At 73.1% G+C, this 16,548-nt stretch carries 14 protein-coding genes; 13 read left to right on the top strand and 1 reads right to left on the bottom strand.

Annotation, left to right across the window (positions count from 1 at the left end; all coding sequences use genetic code 11):
* The first annotated feature begins 8 nt into the window (after nucleotides 1-8).
* The 3 genes from mutM (at nucleotide 9) to ACZ43H_RS11875 (ending at nucleotide 2,767) form a co-directional block, all read left to right on the top strand.
* The gene (mutM, locus tag ACZ43H_RS11885) at nucleotides 9-896 is read left to right on the top strand and encodes a bifunctional DNA-formamidopyrimidine glycosylase/DNA-(apurinic or apyrimidinic site) lyase (RefSeq protein ID WP_464590544.1); all 888 of its coding nucleotides are present in this window, start codon (nucleotides 9-11) and stop codon (nucleotides 894-896) included.
* A gap of 77 nt (nucleotides 897-973) precedes the next feature.
* Complete coding sequence (locus tag ACZ43H_RS11880; protein ID WP_379184087.1) at nucleotides 974-1,183, top strand: hypothetical protein; 210 nt, start codon at nucleotides 974-976, stop codon at nucleotides 1,181-1,183.
* Nucleotides 1,184-1,267: 84 nt separating this feature from the next.
* Nucleotides 1,268-2,767, top strand: coding sequence for an LVIVD repeat-containing protein (locus ACZ43H_RS11875; RefSeq protein ID WP_464590542.1), 1,500 nt, complete (start codon nucleotides 1,268-1,270; stop codon nucleotides 2,765-2,767).
* Nucleotides 2,768-2,845: 78 nt separating this feature from the next.
* Here the strand turns inward: ACZ43H_RS11875 and ACZ43H_RS11870 are convergent, their stop codons facing one another.
* Nucleotides 2,846-3,271 (bottom strand): hypothetical protein, encoded by a 426-nt coding sequence (locus tag ACZ43H_RS11870; RefSeq protein ID WP_464590540.1) that lies wholly within the window; start codon nucleotides 3,269-3,271, stop codon nucleotides 2,846-2,848.
* 127 nt (nucleotides 3,272-3,398) lie between these two features.
* Here ACZ43H_RS11870 and ACZ43H_RS11865 point away from each other — a divergent pair, with 127 nt between their 5' ends.
* From ACZ43H_RS11865 to ACZ43H_RS11820, 10 genes are all read left to right on the top strand, one after another.
* Nucleotides 3,399-4,622, top strand: a complete 1,224-nt coding sequence (locus ACZ43H_RS11865; RefSeq protein ID WP_464590538.1) for an MFS transporter — start codon at nucleotides 3,399-3,401, stop codon at nucleotides 4,620-4,622.
* Between the two features lie 193 nt (nucleotides 4,623-4,815).
* A complete protein-coding gene (gene smc / locus ACZ43H_RS11860) occupies nucleotides 4,816-8,370 on the top strand; it encodes a chromosome segregation protein SMC (RefSeq protein WP_464590536.1) in 3,555 nt (1,184 codons plus the stop codon).
* A gap of 2 nt (nucleotides 8,371-8,372) precedes the next feature.
* Nucleotides 8,373-8,837 (top strand): acyl-CoA thioesterase, encoded by a 465-nt coding sequence (locus ACZ43H_RS11855; protein ID WP_464590534.1) that lies wholly within the window; start codon nucleotides 8,373-8,375, stop codon nucleotides 8,835-8,837.
* Between the two features lie 118 nt (nucleotides 8,838-8,955).
* Nucleotides 8,956-9,192, top strand: coding sequence for a hypothetical protein (locus ACZ43H_RS11850; protein WP_464590532.1), 237 nt, complete (start codon nucleotides 8,956-8,958; stop codon nucleotides 9,190-9,192).
* 52 nt (nucleotides 9,193-9,244) lie between these two features.
* A complete protein-coding gene (gene ftsY, locus ACZ43H_RS11845) occupies nucleotides 9,245-10,405 on the top strand; it encodes a signal recognition particle-docking protein FtsY (RefSeq protein WP_464590530.1) in 1,161 nt (386 codons plus the stop codon).
* Nucleotides 10,406-10,702: 297 nt separating this feature from the next.
* Nucleotides 10,703-12,007 carry an ammonium transporter gene (locus ACZ43H_RS11840; protein ID WP_464590528.1) on the top strand — a complete coding sequence of 435 codons (1,305 nt, stop codon included), beginning with the start codon at nucleotides 10,703-10,705 and terminating at the stop codon, nucleotides 12,005-12,007.
* Complete coding sequence (locus tag ACZ43H_RS11835) at nucleotides 12,004-12,342, top strand: P-II family nitrogen regulator (protein ID WP_379184069.1); 339 nt, start codon at nucleotides 12,004-12,006, stop codon at nucleotides 12,340-12,342. Before ACZ43H_RS11840 ends, ACZ43H_RS11835 begins: the two co-directional genes overlap by 4 nt.
* Nucleotides 12,343-12,555: 213 nt before the next feature.
* Entirely contained in the window at nucleotides 12,556-13,929 is a 1,374-nt protein-coding gene (locus ACZ43H_RS11830) for an ammonium transporter (protein ID WP_464590526.1), read from the top strand.
* Nucleotides 13,926-14,264 (top strand): P-II family nitrogen regulator, encoded by a 339-nt coding sequence (locus ACZ43H_RS11825; protein WP_464590525.1) that lies wholly within the window; start codon nucleotides 13,926-13,928, stop codon nucleotides 14,262-14,264. The genes ACZ43H_RS11830 and ACZ43H_RS11825 overlap by 4 nt, the downstream gene beginning before the upstream one ends.
* Nucleotides 14,265-14,274: 10 nt before the next feature.
* Nucleotides 14,275-16,497, top strand: coding sequence for a [protein-PII] uridylyltransferase (locus ACZ43H_RS11820; protein ID WP_464590523.1), 2,223 nt, complete (start codon nucleotides 14,275-14,277; stop codon nucleotides 16,495-16,497).
* The last annotated feature ends 51 nt before the right edge of the window (nucleotides 16,498-16,548 follow it).

Raw genomic sequence — 16,548 nt, 5'->3', positions numbered from 1 at the left:
GAGCTGACGTGCCCGAGCTCCCCGAGGTCGAGGTCGTCCGGGCCGGGCTCGAGCGCCACGTCCTCGGCGCGACGATCACCCGCGTCGACGTCCTGCACCCCCGGCCGGTCCGCCGGGACCTGCGCGGCCCCGCCGGGTTCGCCGCGGCCCTGACCGGTCGCCGCATCGAGGCGGCCCGCCGTCGCGGCAAGTACCTCTGGCTCCCGCTCGACAACGGCGACGCCCTGCTCGGGCACCTCGGCATGAGCGGCCAGATCCTGGTCCAGCCGCCGGACGCCCCCGCCGAGCGTCACCTGCGGGTGCGCCTCGCCCTCGAGGGGGCGGACGAGGGCCGGGAGATGCGCTTCGTCGACCAGCGGATGTTCGGCGGGCTCTCGGTCTCCGCCGGCGGCGCCGGGCTGCCCCCCGAGATCGCCCACATCGCGCGCGACCCGCTCGACCCCGACTTCGACGACGACGAGTTCGTACGCCGCGTCCGCCGGCGCGCCTCGGGGGTCAAGCGACAGCTGCTGGACCAGAACCTCGTCTCGGGCGTCGGCAACATCTACGCCGACGAGGCCCTGTGGCGCGCACGTATCCACGGCGAGCGACCGGGGGAGCGGCTGACCGCCGCCCAGGTGCGCGAGCTGCTGGGCCACGCGCGCGCCGTGATGACCGACGCGCTCGGCCAGGGCGGCACGTCGTTCGACGCGCTCTACGTCAACGTCAACGGCGAGTCCGGCTACTTCGACCGGTCGCTGCACGCCTACGGCCGCGAGGGTGAGCCGTGCGAGCGGTGCGGCACCCCGATCCGCCGGGTGGCGTTCATGAACCGGTCGTCGTACTTCTGCCCCGTCTGCCAGCCCGTCCCACGGGCTCGCCGCGCGCCCCGTCAGGCTTTGCCTTCGGCAGATTGACCCCACGCGGATCCGGTGGGACTCTTGAAGACGGCCCGGACACCCACGGGCTTCCCTCCCACCCGGAAGGCTTTTCCATGGCCAAGGCGCTGATCGGATACATGAACAGCGACCTGCGGACCCCCGCCCGACTCGTGGCCGAGAACGACCGGCTGCGCGCGCGAGTGGGTGAGCTGGAGACTCTCGTCCGCCGGCTCTCCGAGGAGAACGACCGGCTCGCGGCCGACCACGCCGCCGTGCTGCTCGACCTCGAGTCCGCCTCGATGCAGGAGATGCAGCCCGCCTGACCGGGCCTGCACCCTCGCCTGCGTCCGCCTGACGGCGGACGCGGCAGTTCCGTGACCGCGGGCGCGGTGGCTCGTTGAGCCGCCATGCGACCTGTTGCCGCGCTCGCCGGCGCCGTCCTCACCCTCGGCACCGCCCTGGGCGTGGCCCAGCCCGCTCTCGCCCACGGGGACCACAGCGGCCCACGCCCGGTGCAGTCGGCGCTCGCCGGCGGGTCCGGCGGCGGGCTGCTGGCCAGCCCCAACGTCGCACACCTCTCGTCGAACCCCTCCCAAGTCGGGATCTCCGGGTGCTTCATGCAGACGGCGCCGATCCTCGTGACCAGCGGTGCCGACTCCGTGCGGGTCTGGGACGTGAGCGACGCCGCGCACCCGAGCGTGGTCGGCGTCCTGCCGAACGCGCTGTTCGAGAACGAGGCGATGAACTGCGGTGAGCGCAGGACCGCCCACGGCGTCCGGCGCTTCGCGCTGATCGGCGTCGACAGCGTGCAGGCCTCGCCCGGCGATGTCCAGCACGCCAACGTCGGGGGCGGCGAGATGATCGTGGTCGACGTCACCGACCCCAGCGATCCGGTGATCCTCTCCCGTGCGCCCGGCACGACCAGCACCCACACCGTCGCCTGCGTGACCTCGGCGAACTGCACCTACGTCTACTCGGCGGGGGAGGGCGACCACTTCTCGATCTTCGACCTGCGCGACCTCGACCACCCGCGCGAGGTCGACGCCGCCCCCGGAAGGCCCGGCACCCAGCCGTTCTGGTCGCCCACCGCCGGTCACAAGTGGAACTTCGACGCCGCCGGCATCGGCACCCACACCGGCTGGAACGGTGCGTCGATGTGGCGCACCGACCGCCCGGCACACCCGCAGCTGATCACCACCACCGGCCGGGCCGGGCGCGGCACCGACCCGCGCCACCCGGGCTGGAACGACTTCATCCTGCACAACTCCTTCCGTCCGAACGCGAAGGCCTTCCGGCCGGGCGCCAAGCCGTCGTTCACACACGGCAACGTGCTGCTGACGACCGAGGAGGACTACGAGCAGACCGACTGCTCCAAGGCCGGCTCGTTCCAGACCTGGTGGGTCAAGCGTCTCGACGGGACGAGGTCGGCCATCGTGCCGCTGGACAAGGTCGAGCTCGCCGACCTCGGCACGTTCCCGCTGCCGCGGGGCGCCTTCTGCTCCTCGCACTGGTTCGACTTCCGCCCGGGCGGGATCGTCGCGGTCGGCTACTACGGCGGAGGCACGCAGCTCGTCGACGCCCGCCACCCACGGCACCTGCGGTCCTACGGTCACGCGGTCTGGGGTGCCTCGGAGGTGTGGGACAGCATGTGGGTGCCGGCGTACGACGCGCAGGGCCGGCAGACCGGGCGGAAGACCAACGTCGTCTACTCCATCGACCTGGTCCGGGGGCTGGACGTCTACGCCGTCGACGTGCCGGGCGACGGCGTCGGGGCCGAGCCCGAGCCCGGGTCGGTCCCGTCCAGCACGACCGCGGACCGGGCCCGGGAGGGCGCCGTGCCGCTGGGGCTGGTCGGGGGTGCGGTGGCCCTGGCGCTCGCCGTACGCCGCCGCGCCCGGCGCAGCTGACCCGGACGTGGAACGACCCGCCCTGCGGTTGCAGGGCGGGTCGTCACGCGCCGAGCGCTGGAGCGGTGCAGGTCCGGATCAGCGACGGTGGGCGGTCATGTAGCCGGTGTCGCCGCTGCTGGGCTCACGCCACACCACACGCAGCTTCGCGCCCTTGCGTCGGGTCTTCACGGCCACGGGGGAGACACACGTGGGGGCGCCCGGGTCCCTGGTGATCACCTCGCGGAACCGGAACCAGCCGTTCTTCTTGCCCTTGTACACCCACTTGCCCGAGCAGGTGTCCGGGTAGACGACCTTCCCGTGGAGCTTGCCGTCCGCCTTGGTGATGGTCACCTTCGCGGCGTAGCCGGCGGGGCCGCCGCTGTCGCCGTACACGGCGCCCTTCCACTTGCCGGTGATGCTCGTCGCGCTCCGCGCGTCGGGTGCCGGCGCCGCCTCCGCAGCGCCGACCGTCGAGCACGTCAGGACCGCCGCGACAACGGTGGCCATCGTTCGCTTGTGCATGGGTCTCCTCGAGATGGGTGGTCGTGGACCCGGAATGCTGCCCGCTCGCGACGCCGTTAATCCCGGTGACGCGCCGGGCCGCGACGACTAGCGTTTCCTCCTTGTGAGCTGCCTCCTCGAGACCGTCGTGCCCCAGCGTCTGGGGCGGGGCTTCCGGTGGCTCCTCGCCTCCTCGTGGGTGTCCAACCTCGGTGACGGGATCGCGCTCGCGGCGGGACCTCTGCTGGTTGCCTCGCAGACGCACGACGCGTTCCTCGTGGCGCTCGCCGCCCTGCTCCAGTGGCTGCCGCCGCTGCTCTTCGCCCTCCACGCCGGGGCGATCGCGGACCGGCTCGACCGCCGGCTGATCGTGGTCACGGTCGACCTGCTGCGTGCGGTCGTGCTGGTCCTGCTGTCCCTCGCGGTCCTCACGGACGCGGTCTCGATCGCCCTCGTGCTCGTGGCGATGTTCCTGCTCGGCACGGCGGAGGTGTTCGCCGACAACACCACCAGCACGTTGCTGCCGATGCTGGTGGGCCGAGCCGACCTCGCGCTGGCCAACTCCCGCCTGCAGACCGGTTTCATCACGGTCAACCAGCTGGCCGGTCCGCCCATCGGCGCTGCGCTGTTCGCGACCGCGATGGCGCTGCCGTTCCTGACCCAGGCCGTGCTGGTGGCGCTCGGCGCCGTGCTCGTGTCCAGGATCGTGCTGCCGCCGCACGGTCGCGAGCCCGGAGCGGAGAGCCACATCCGCCGCGACATCGCCGAGGGGTTCCGCTGGGTGCGCAACCACGCTGCGGTCCGGACCCTGGTCCTGACGATCCTGGTCTTCAACGTGACCTTCGGAGCAGCCTGGTCGGTGCTCGTCCTGTACGCCACGAAGCACCTGGGCATGGGTGCGATCGGCTTCGGGCTGCTCACGACGATCTCGGCGGTCGGCGGCCTGCTCGGCACCCTCTCCTACGGCTGGATCACGCGCCGGGTGTCCCTCGGCAACATCATGCGCGTGGGGCTGGTGATCGAGACCCTCACGCACCTGGCGCTGGCCCTGACCACGCGGCCGTGGGTGGCCATGGGCATCTTCTTCGTCTTCGGTGCCCACGCGTTCATCTGGGGCACCACATCGATCACCGTGCGCCAGCGGGCGGTGCCCTCCGAGCTGCAGGGCCGGGTGAGCGGGGTCAACATGGTGGGCGTCTACGGCGGCCTCGTGGTCGGCTCCGCCATCGGCGGCCTGATCGCGCGGCACTGGGGGGTCACCGGACCGTTCTGGTTCGCGTTCGTCGGCTCCGCGGTCTTCGTGGTGCTGATCTGGGGCCAGCTGTCCCACATCGCCCACGCGGACGAGGAGCCGGCGCCCGCACCCGCCTGAGCGGCGTACCGGCGCGGGGTCGGGCGGACGCGCCGAGATGCGGGGAACGGGGGGAGGCGGCCGGTAGGGTGAGTCGCGCTGAGCTTCCCCCTCGGCGTGCTGCGACGACGCAGCCGCGTCTCAGTGCCCATGATCGGGAGCCTTTGATGGGCCGGCGGACCTCCCGCCGGCCCGACGATGGTGAGGAGCCGCGGTGTACCTGAAGAGCCTGACCCTGAAGGGGTTCAAGTCCTTCGCCTCCTCGACCACCCTGCAGCTCGAGCCCGGGATCACGTGCATCGTCGGCCCCAACGGCTCCGGCAAGTCCAACGTGGTCGACGCGCTCGCCTGGGTGATGGGCGAGGCCAGCGCCAAGTCGCTGCGCGGCGGCAAGATGGACGACGTCATCTTCGCCGGCACCTCCGGTCGCCCGCCGCTGGGCCGCGCCGAGGTGCTGCTCACCATCGACAACTCCGACGGCGCCCTGCCGATCGAGTACGCCGAGGTCACGATCAGCCGCACCATGTTCCGCAGCGGCGGGTCCGAGTACGCCATCAACGGCAGCTCGTGCCGGCTGCTCGACGTGCAGGAGCTGCTCTCGGACTCCGGCATCGGCCGCGAGATGCACGTGATCGTGGGGCAGGGCCAGCTCGACACGATCCTGCACGCGACCCCCGAGGACCGCCGCGGCTTCATCGAGGAGGCCGCGGGGGTGCTCAAGCACCGCAAGCGCAAGGAGAAGGCGCTCCGCAAGCTCGACTCGACCGAGGGCAACCTCACCCGGCTCAACGACCTGCTGACCGAGATCCGTCGCCAGCTCAAGCCGCTGGGCCGGCAGGCCGAGGTGGCCCGCAAGGCCGCCGCCGTGCAGGCCGACGTCCGCGACGCGCGGGCCCGCCTGATGGCCGACGACCTCGTCACCGCCCGCACCGCGCTGGAGCAGGAGCTGGCCGACGAGTCGGTGCTGCTCGAGCGTCGCGAGCAGGTCGAGGCGGCGATCGCGGCCGCCCGCGAGGCCGAGGCCGCGCTCGAGGCGGCCCTGCGCGAGGATCTGCCGGCCCTGTCCGCGGCCCAGGAGACCTGGTTCGCCCTGTCCGGGCTCCGGGAGCGCCTGCGCGGCACCCAGTCGCTGGCCGCGGAACGGATCCGCAACGCGGCCGGCACCGCCGAGTCCGACCAGGAGCGGACGGGCCGCGACCCCGAGCAGCTCGAGGCCGAGGCCGAGCGGGTGCGCGAGCAGGAGCAGCGGATCGCGGCCGAGGTCGACGGCCACCGCGCCGCGCTCGAGCAGGCCGTCGCGGCCCGCAAGGCGGCCGAGGACGCCGCGGCCGAGGAGGAGCGCCGCGTGGCCGCGCTCCAGCGCGCCGCGGCGGACCGGCGGGAGGGCCTGGCCCGCCTGCACGGCCAGGTCAACGCGCTGAAGTCGCGCGCCGCGGCCGCCGACGACGAGGTCGGCCGGCTCACGCTGGCCCGCCAGGACGCGATCACCCGCGCCGACCGCGCGCAGCGCGACTTCACCTCGCTGGAGACCAAGGTGGCCGGGCTGGACGCCGGCGAGGAGGGTCTCGACGCCGAGCACGAGGCCGCCAGCGCCCTGCTCGACGACATCGAGGAGCGGCTGGCCAAGGCCCGCGACGAGGCCCAGCAGGCCGAGCGCGAGCGGACCGGCCTGCTGGCCCGCAAGGACGCCCTCGAGATGGGCCTCAACCGCAAGGACGGCGCCGGCGCCCTGCTGGCCGCCTCCGACTCGGTCTCGGGACTGCTCGGCTCGGTGGCCGCGCTGCTCACCGTGCGCGCCGGCTACGAGGCGGCTGTCGCCGGAGCGCTCGGCTCCGCGGCCGACGCCGTGGCGATCACCGACGCGGACGCCGCCGTGCGCGCGATCGGGCTGCTCAAGGACGACGACCTCGGCCGCGCCGGCATGCTGCTCGGCGGCGCGCCGGGGGAGGAGCCCGGCAGCTGGCCGGCCCTGCCCGGCCACGCGTCGTACGCCGTGGACGTGGTCGAGTGCCCGGACGAGCTGCGACCCGGGCTGGCCCGACTGCTGTTCAAGGTCGCGGTCGTCGACGACCTGGCCGCCGCGCGCAGCCTGGTCGCCGACCTGCCCGACGTCACCGCGGTCACCCGCGAGGGCGACGTGCTCGGCGCCCACTTCGCCTCGGGCGGCTCCTCGAGCCAGCCGAGCCTGATCGAGATCCAGGCGGCCGTCGACGAGGCCGCCGCACAGCTGGCGGAGGCGATCGCCGCCTCCGAGCGGCTGGGCTTCGACATGTCCCGCCTGGAGAACGAGCGGCTGGAGGCGCAGAAGCGTGCCGACGTCGCGCTCGCCAAGCTGCACGAGTCCGACGCCACGCTCGCCGCGGTGGCCGAGGAGCTCGGGCAGTACGGCTCCCAGGCGCGGGCCGCCCGCGGCGAGGCCGAGCGGCTCGCCCAGGCGATCGAGAAGGCCGAGGCCGCCCGCGACCAGGACCTGGCCGGGCTCGCCGAGCTCGAGGCCCGGCTGGCCCGGGCGGAGGATGCGCCCGAGGAGGAGCCGGACACCGAGGCGCGGGAGCGGCTGGCGGAGGCGGCCCGGACCTCGCGTCAGGGCGAGATGGACGCCCGGCTCGCACTGCGCACCTCCGAGGAGCGCGCCCGGGCCATGCACGGCCGCGCCGACTCGCTGGTTCGCGCGGCCAGGGCCGAGCGCGAGGCGAGAGCCCGTGCCGCCGAGCGCCGCGACCGGCTGCTGCGCGAGGGCCGGGCCGCCGAGGCCGTCGGAGCCGCGGCGGCGTTCGTGCTCGGTCGCCTGGAGGTGTCCGTGCACCGGGCCGCGGAGGTGCGGGCCGCCGTGGAGCAGGCCCGCCGGGGGCGCGAGCAGGAGCTGATGGACGTCCGCGCGCGGCTGCGCGACCTGGGTCGGGAGCACGACGAGCTGGTCAACTCCGTGCACCGCGACGAGATGGCGCGCACCCAGCAGCGGATGCGCATCGAGCAGCTGGAGGAGAAGGCGCTCGAGGAGCTCGGCCTCGACCCGGCCGGGCTGGTCGCCGACTACGGTCCGGAGCAGCCGGTCCCGGCGACGACGGAGAACGAGGACGGCACCCTCCCGGAGCCGGTCCCGTTCGTCCGCGAGGAGCAGCAGAAGCGGCTGCGGGCCGCCGAGCGGGCGCTGTCGATGCTCGGCAAGGTCAACCCGCTCGCGCTCGAGGAGTTCTCGGCGATGGAGGAGCGGCACAAGTTCCTCACCGAGCAGCTCGAGGACCTCCGCAAGACCCGCAAGGACCTGCTCGACATCGTCAAGGAGGTCGACACCCGGGTCGAGCAGGTGTTCACCGAGGCGTACGCCGACGTCGAGCGCGCCTTCGACTCCACCTTCGCCCGGCTCTTCCCCGGCGGCGAGGGCCGACTCGTGCTCACCGATCCCGCCAACATGCTGACCACCGGCGTGGAGGTCGAGGCGCGGCCCCCGGGCAAGAAGGTCAAGCGGCTCTCGCTGCTGTCCGGTGGCGAGCGGTCCCTGGTCGCGGTGGCGTTCCTGGTCGCGCTGTTCAAGGCCCGGCCGTCGCCGTTCTACATCCTCGACGAGGTCGAGGCCGCGCTGGACGACACCAACCTCGGCCGGCTGCTGGAGATCTACGAGGAGCTGCGGGAGAACTCCCAGCTGCTCGTCATCACTCACCAGAAGCGGACCATGGAGGTCGGCGACGCCCTGTACGGCGTCACCATGCGCGGCGACGGTGTCTCCGCGGTGATCAGCCAGCGGCTGCGTGAGACGGAGCCCGTGTAGTGGTGCGAGCGCGACCGACCCGCGACGAGTACGTCCACTGGGAGCGGGTCACCACCCGCTGGGCCGACATCGACGTCTACGGGCACATGAACAACGCCCGCTACTTCGAGCTGATCGACACCGTCGTCAACAACCACCTCGCCGAGGCCACCGGCGTCGACATCCGTCGGCTGCCGGCGATCGGGGTGGTGGCCGAGGTCTCCTGCCGCTACTTCGCGGAGGTGGGCTACCCCGAGCCGGTCGACGTGGGCGTGGTGGCGGACAAGGTCGGCACCTCCTCGGTCATCTACCGGGTGGGCCTGTTCCAGGGCGAGGATGACGAGGCCGCGGCCGAGGGACGCTTCGTGCACGTGTACGTCGACGACACCGACCCGGCCCGCCCCGTCACCCCCATGCCGGACGTGGTCCGCCGCGCCGTCGAGCCGCTGCTCAGGGTCCGGGCCGACGGGGGCCGGCCGGCGGAGTGACGTCGGCCACCCCCACGCCGGGGGCCGGGGCGCCGAGGCGGGCCGGCGTACTGGTGTGTGCGACGGTGGAGAAGGGGGTACGCCCACCACCGACCCACCTTCCGGGAGGAACCCACCCATGCTCGTGATCGTCCTCGTGATGCTCGTCATCCTCGTGCTCGCCGGGCTCGTCGTGGCCTTCGTGGCCTTCCCGCACCGGGGTGCGGAGCTGCCGGCCGCGCCCTGGCTCGGCGACGCGATGACGAAGGCGGTGGAGGCGCTGCCGATCGTGGAGAACATCGACGGCGTGCCCGACGGTGACCAGCACACGCCGAGCCTCACCGCCCGTCGTGGTGACGCTCGTCGGTCGGCCTGACCCGTCTCCCTGATTCGTCCGGCCCCCGGGCCCCTCTGGTTGGATTGAGCCCATGAGTCTGCTCGCCCTGATCGTCGTCGTCGCGCTGGTCGCCCTGCTCGTCGTGGGCCTCGGCGTCGGCCTGCTGGTCGGTGGCCGCCGACGCCAGACACCCCCTGCCGGGGGTGGCGCCGACGTCATCGCGCCGCCGCCCACCGAGGCCGACGTCGAGGCGCCGACGCAGGAGCCGGCGGTCGTCACGCCCGAGGCGCCCGTCGAGCCCGCCGCCCCCGAGGCGCCGGTCCTCGAGCGGCCCGAGGGCACCGCGTCCCGCCTGGTGCGGCTGCGCCAGCGCCTCGCCGGGTCGCAGAGCGGCCTGGGCCGCGGCCTGCTCGCCCTGCTCTCGCGCGACCGCCTCGACGAGGACACCTGGGAGTCGATCGAGGACACCCTGCTGACCGCCGACGTCGGTGTGGCCCCGACCCAGGAGCTGGTCGAGAAGCTGCGCACCCGGATGCGCGTCGACGGTGGCCAGGGCGCCGACGCCCGGGCCGTGCTCCGCGAGGAGCTGCTCGCGCTGGTCGACCCGACCATGGACCGTCGGCTCCAGGTCAGCGGCGCCGACGGGAAGCCGGGCGTCGTCCTGGTGGTCGGCGTCAACGGCGCCGGCAAGACCACCTCGGTCGGCAAGATCGCCCGCATCCTCGTCGCCGAGGACCGCAGCGTCGTCCTCGGCGCGGCCGACACCTTCCGGGCCGCCGCGGTCGAGCAGCTGGCCACGTGGGGAGAGCGGGTCGGCGTCGACGTCGTCCGCGGCCCCGAGGGCACCGACCCGGCCAGCGTCGCCTTCGAGGCGGTCAAGGAGGGCGTCGACACGGGCGCCGACACCGTCATCGTCGACACCGCCGGCCGGCTGCAGAACAAGGCCGGCCTGATGGACGAGCTCGGCAAGGTCAAGCGCGTCATCGAGAAGCAGGCCCCGGTCACCGAGGTGCTGCTGGTGCTCGACGCCACCACCGGCCAGAACGGCATGATCCAGGCCCGCGTCTTCAGCGAGGTCGTCGACGTGACCGGCATCGTCCTGACCAAGCTCGACGGCTCCGCCAAGGGCGGCATCGTGGTCGCCGTGCAGCGCGAGCTGGGCGTCCCGGTCAAGCTGGTCGGCCTCGGCGAGGGGGCCGACGACCTCGCGCCGTTCGACGCCGGCGCCTTCGTCGACGCCCTCCTCGGCTGATCGCCGCCCCCACTTCTCAGCCGGTTCCTGACGTTCTCAGCCGATGCACCGGCTGAGAACGTCAGGAGTCACCGGTGCACCGGCGATTCATCCAGGGCGCCCGTTCACACGGAAGTAACACGACGCGGGAACTCGTTTCCTGACCGCAACACAGCACGGCGAACCTCGAAACCTCCGGGCCGGAGGGTTTCTGCCAATGGGGCGGGAGCCCTGGCCGACAGCGCGGTCGGCGGTCGAGATCACGGGCTCGGCGCACAAGTGCTCCGTCCTCGAAGGATCGAAATCCCTGGAGGTTCTGTGGACGGCTACTACGCCTGGATGATCGTGGCGACAGCCCTCGTCCTGATGATGACGACTCCCGCGCTGGCGCTGTTCTACGGCGGCATGAGCCGCTCGAAGTCCGTGCTGAACATGATGATGATGTCCTACGTCTCGCTCGGGATCGTCGGCATCGTCTACGTCCTGTGGGGCTGGTCGATGTCCTTCGGCCCCAGCGACGTCGGCGGCATCTTCGCCAACCCGTTCTCGCTGTGGGGTCTCAAGGACGTGGGCTGGGACTCCTACATCGCGGTCTGCTTCCAGATGACGTTCGCGGTGATCACCGCGGCGCTGATCTCGGGCGCGATCGCCGACCGCGTCAAGCTCTCCGCCTGGGTGGTCTTCCTCCCGCTGTGGGTGACGCTCAGCTACTTCCCGATCGGCCACATGGTGTGGGGCGGCGGGTTCATCGCCGAGCACCTCGGTGCGCAGGACTACGCGGGCGGCACGGTGGTCCACATCAACGCCGGTGTGGCCGGCGGCGTGCTCGCGCTGATCATCGGCAAGCGGATCGGCTTCGCCAAGGAGCCGATGAAGCCGCACAACCTGACGCTGACCATGGTCGGCGCGGGCCTGCTGTGGTTCGGTTGGTACGGCTTCAACGTCGGCTCGATCGTGCTCACCGGCGCGAGCGAGGAGAAGGACGTCGCCCAGTTCATGTCCGAGACCGGCGTGACCTTCCTGAACACCACTGTCGCCACCTGCGCCGCCATGCTGGCCTGGCTGGCGGTCGAGCGGGTCCTGCACGGCAAGGCCACCTCGCTGGGTGCCGCGTCGGGCATCGTCGCCGGCCTCGTCGCGATCACGCCCTCCTGCGGCGCGGTCGACACGACGGGTGCCATCGCGATCGGCGCCATCGCCGGCGCCGCCTGTGCCTACGCCGTGGGCCTGAAGTACAAGTTCGGCCTCGACGACTCGATGGACGTCGTGGGCGTCCACCTCGTCGGCGGTGTCGTCGGCACCGTCCTGATCGGCTTCCTGTCCACCGCCTCGGCCCCTGGCGGCATCGACGGCCTGTTCTACGGCGGCGGCTTCGGCCCCCTGGGCGACCAGGTCGGCGCGGCGGCCATCGCGATCGTCTGGTCGGCCTTCTTCACCGCTCTCATCGGCCTGGCGATCAAGTACACGCTCGGCTGGCGGATCAGCGACGAGGCCGAGGTCGAGGGCATCGACGCCGACCAGCACGGCGAGGCGGCGTACGACCTCGGGACCAGCATGAGCGGCGGCCTGCCGTCCACGTCGGTCCTGGCCAAGAGCACCGTCACGGAAGGGGTGAACGCATGAAGCTCGTGACAGCGGTCATCAAGCCGCACAAGTGGGAGGACGTCCGCGAGGCCCTCGAGACCTTCGGGGTGACGGGCATGACCGTCAGCGAGGTCAGCGGCTACGGCCGCCAGAAGGGCCACACCGAGGTCTACCGGGGCGCGGAGTACGACATCGCGCTGGTGCCGAAGATCCGCATCGAGATCGTCGTGGACGACGGGGACGCGGAGGACGTCGTCGGCATCGTCGTCAAGACCGCCCAGACGGGCCGGATCGGTGACGGCAAGGTGTGGCTGAGCCCCGTCGAGACCGTCGTCCGGGTCCGCACCGGCGACCGCGACGAAGCCGCACTCTGAGTGAGGGCCCCCGGCGCTTCGCGCGTACGCCGCGTGGACGCCGGGGGCATCGCTCCCCGAACTTGTAACGCTCCGTTAGGCAATCTGGGACCCCTCTGTAGCGGAGCACCAGAGGCCTTAACGGAGCGTTACAAGTTCGGCCGCATGCTCGTTTACGCGCCCGAAACACAACCGGCGGGCGCGTGTAACAGGCGCTGGCGAGGGTGGGGGCCCATGACCGCCCCGCTCGCCCTCGCCGCCGCCCCCGCAGCCCTCGACACCGGTGACACCGCCTGGTTGCTGGCGGCCTCGGCGCTGGTGCTGCTGATGGCCCCGGGGCTGGCGCTCTTCTACGGCGGCATGGTCCGGTCCAAGAGCGTGCTGAACATGATGATGATGACCTTCGGGTCGCTCGCGGTGATCACCGTGCTGTGGGTGCTGGTCGGCTACTCACTGGCCTTCGGGGACGACCTCGGTGCCGGCCTGCTCGGCGACCCGACGCAGTACGCCGGACTCGGTCAGCTGATGTCGCCCGACAGCAACGGCGGCTCGACCGTCCCGCTGATCCTCTTCGCGGTCTTCCAGGGGCTCTTCTGCGTGATCACCGGCGCCCTGGTCTCCGGCGCGATCGCCGACCGGGCCCGCTTCGGCGCCTGGATCGTCTTCGTCTCGGTCTGGACGCTGCTGGTCTACGCCCCCGTCGCGCACTGGGTCTTCGACTTCTCCGACGGCGACCACGTCGGCGGCTGGCTGGCCAACCGGGTCGGCCTCGTCGACTTCGCGGGTGGCACTGCCGTCGAGATCTGCTCCGGGGCCTCGGGGCTGGCCCTCGCGCTGGTCCTCGGCCACCGGGTCGGGTTCGGCAAGGACCCGATGCGGCCACACAACCTCACCCTGGTGATGCTCGGGGCGGGCCTGCTGTGGTTCGGCTGGTTCGGCTTCAACGCCGGCTCCGCGCTCGGCGCCGACCAGGCCGCGGCGGTCGTCTTCGCCACCACGCTGGTGGCAGGCGCTGCCGGGACGCTCGGCTGGCTCGCCCTCGAGCGGCTCCGCGACGGCCACGCAACCTCGTTGGGCGCAGCGTCCGGCATGGTCGCCGGGCTGGTGGCGATCACCCCCTCCTGCGGCTCGCTGTCCCCTCTCGGCGCGATCGTGATGGGCGCCGTCGCCGGCGTCGTCTGTGCCTGGGCGGTCGGGCTGAAGTACCGCTTCGGCTACGACGACTCGCTCGACGTCGTCGGCGTGCACCTGGTCGGGGGACTGGTGGGCACCTTCGGCATCGGGCTGCTCGCCACGGCTGCCGCCCCCACCGGCGTCGACGGGCTGCTCCACGGCGGCGGGGTCGACCAGCTCGGGCGCCAGCTCCTGGGCGGCGGCGCGGTGCTCGTCTACGCGTTCGTCGTCTCGGGCATCATCGGCCTCGTCGTGGACCGGCTGATGGGCTTCCGGATCGACGAGGAGCACGAGGTCAGCGGGATCGACCTGGTCGTGCACGCCGAGACGGCGTACGACCTGCACGCCACCGCCGGCGCCCGGTCGGCGGGACACGGGATCCTGGGTGCCATCACCCAGCAGAGCACCCAGCAGCGAGAGGAACCACGTCCATGAAGCTGGTCACCGCGGTCATCAAGCCGCACAAGTGGGAGGACACGCGCGCCGCCCTCGAGACTGTCGGCGTCACCGGGATGACGGTGAGCGAGGTCAGCGGCTACGGCCGGCAGAAGGGCCACACGGAGGTCTACCGCGGTGCGGAGTACGACATCGCGCTGGTGCCCAAGATCCGCGTCGAGATCGTCGTCAGCGACGAGGACGCCGACGCCGTGGTGAACGCGATCCTGGCCAGCGCGGCCACCGGCCGGATCGGCGACGGCAAGGTCTGGGTCGCCCCGATCGAGTCGGTGGTGCGGGTCCGCACCGGCGACCGCGACGACGCCGCGATCTGACCGGCAGGCGATGACGGCTCCCGAACGCGCCGAGCGCGCCGCCGCGGCGGACGCGCTGTGCGCCGCGGCGTACGAAGGCTGCGGCGGCCCCGAGGCGGGCGCGGCGCTGGTCGCGGTCGGGGGCTACGGCCGCTCGGAGCTGGCGCCGCACTCCGACCTCGACGTGGTGCTGGTCGCCGACGAGGGCGTCGAGCTGGGGGAGCTGGCCGCGCAGGTGTGGTACCCGCTGTGGGACTCGGGCTCCAAGCTCGACCACTCGGTGCGCACGCTGCCGGAGATGGTCGCTGCCGCGGGCGGGGACCTGCGGGTGGCGCTCGGACTGCTCGACCTGCGCCACCTCGCCGGTGATCCCAACCTGACGCTCCGGCTGCGCACCACCATGCTCGCGCACTGGCGGCGCCAGGCGCGCGACCAGCTGCCCGCGCTGCGCGACCTGGTGCGCTCGCGCCACGAGCTGGTGGGCGAGCTGGCCCACCTGTCCGTGCCGGACCTGAAGGAGGCGGAGGGCGGCCTGCGCGACGCCACCGTGCTCAAGGCGCTGGTGGCCACCTGGCTGGTCGACGTGCCGCACGCCGATCTCGAGCGCACCCGGCTCGCGCTCCTCGACGTGCGTGACGTGGTCCAGGGCCTGGCCGGGCGGGCCACCGACCGGATCGCCCCCGAGACGTGGGACGGGCTGGCCGAGCGCCTGCACCTGCCGGACGCGGGGGCCGCGCAGGTCCACGTCCGTGAGCTCGGGCGGCGCATCACCCACCTCTCGAGGCTGACCTGGCGGCGGGTCGACGGGGTGCTCGCGCGGCCCGCCACCGTGCGCGGCGCCCGGAAGCCCTCGCTCACCCCCCTGGCCCCCGGGGTCGCGCTCTCGTCCGGGGAGGTCGTCCTGGACCGGCGGGCGCGGCCGGCCGAGGACCCGCTGCTGCTGCTTCGCGCCTGCGCTGCCGCCGCCGAGCAGGACGCCGTGCTGGCGCCGCCGACCGCCGCGCGGCTGGTGCGCGAGTGCCCACCGCTGCCCGACCCCTGGCCGGCGGAGGCCCGTCAGCTGCTGGTGCGGCTGCTCGCCTCGGGGCGGGGGCTGCTGCCGGTCTGGGAGACGCTGGAGGAGACCGGTGCGCTGGCCGGGATCCTCCCGGAGTGGGACCGGATCCGGCTGCTGCCGCACGCGTCGGCGATCCACAGGTTCACCGTGGACCGGCACGTGGTCGAGACCTGCATCGAGGCCTCGTCGCTGATCCGCGACGTCCGGCGGCCCGACGTCCTGATGGTGGCCGCGTTGCTGCACGACATCGGCAAGGGCGGCCTGACCGAGCACAGCGTCGCGGGGGAGCCGGTCGCCCGGGCGATCGCCACCCGGATGGGCATCGACGCCGAGGGGGTGGAGCTGGTGGGCCGGCTCGTACGACGCCACCTGCTGCTCGCCGAGACCGCCACCACCCGGGACCCCGACGACCCCGCCACCGTGGACCTGGTCACGGAAGGCGTGGGCAGTGCCGAGGCGCTCTCGCTGCTCCTGGCGCTGACCGAGGCGGACGCCCGCGCCACCGCCCCGAAGGCCTGGTCGAGCTGGCGGGCCGGACTGGTGCGCGACCTCGCGCGCCGGGCCGCCGCGTCGCTCGACGCGGGCGCGACCCCGCCACCCGTGGTGGCGGACGACGTGCCGATCCCGCCCGAGGTCCGAGCCGGCGGCGCCGCGGTCCGTGTCGAGGCGACCGACGACGGCTCGCGGGTCACCGTCCTCGCCCCCGACCGGGTGGGGCTGCTCGCCGACGCGGCCGCCGTGCTGGCCCTGCAGCGGGTGGCGGTGCGTGCGGCGCGCGCGTGGCAGCAGGACCAGTACGCCGTGTCGGTCTGGGAGGTCGCCGAGCAGCACCTCGACGAGGCGGTGCTCCGGCAGCGGTACGACGCGGTCGTCGACGGACGGGTCGACCCGGCCGGCCGACTCCGGCCGGCCGACGCGCAGGTGCTCGCGCCCACGGTCGTCGTACGCCCCGAGGCCTCGCGGCAGGCCACCGTCCTGGAGGTCCGGGCGGCCGACCGGCCCGGCGTGGTCTACCTGACCTGCGCGGCCCTGGCGAGGCTGGGCATCGCGGTCCGTTCCGCGCACGTGGACACCCTCGGGCCGCAGGCCGTGGACGTGTTCTACCTGCAGGAGGACTCGGCCGGGGCGCTCGGTGACGGACGGGCCGCGGAGGCGGCTCACGCCGTCAGGGCGGCGCTCTCGGGTGACCCCCGTTAGGCTTGACCCTCGACTGGCCGCCACCCGGCCGACGTACGACTGACGAGGACC

It is taken from the genome of Nocardioides sp. DN36 (assembly GCF_055380375.1).
Note: the sequence above shows the minus strand (reverse complement) of the source record. Positions and strands in the feature narration are given on the sequence as shown.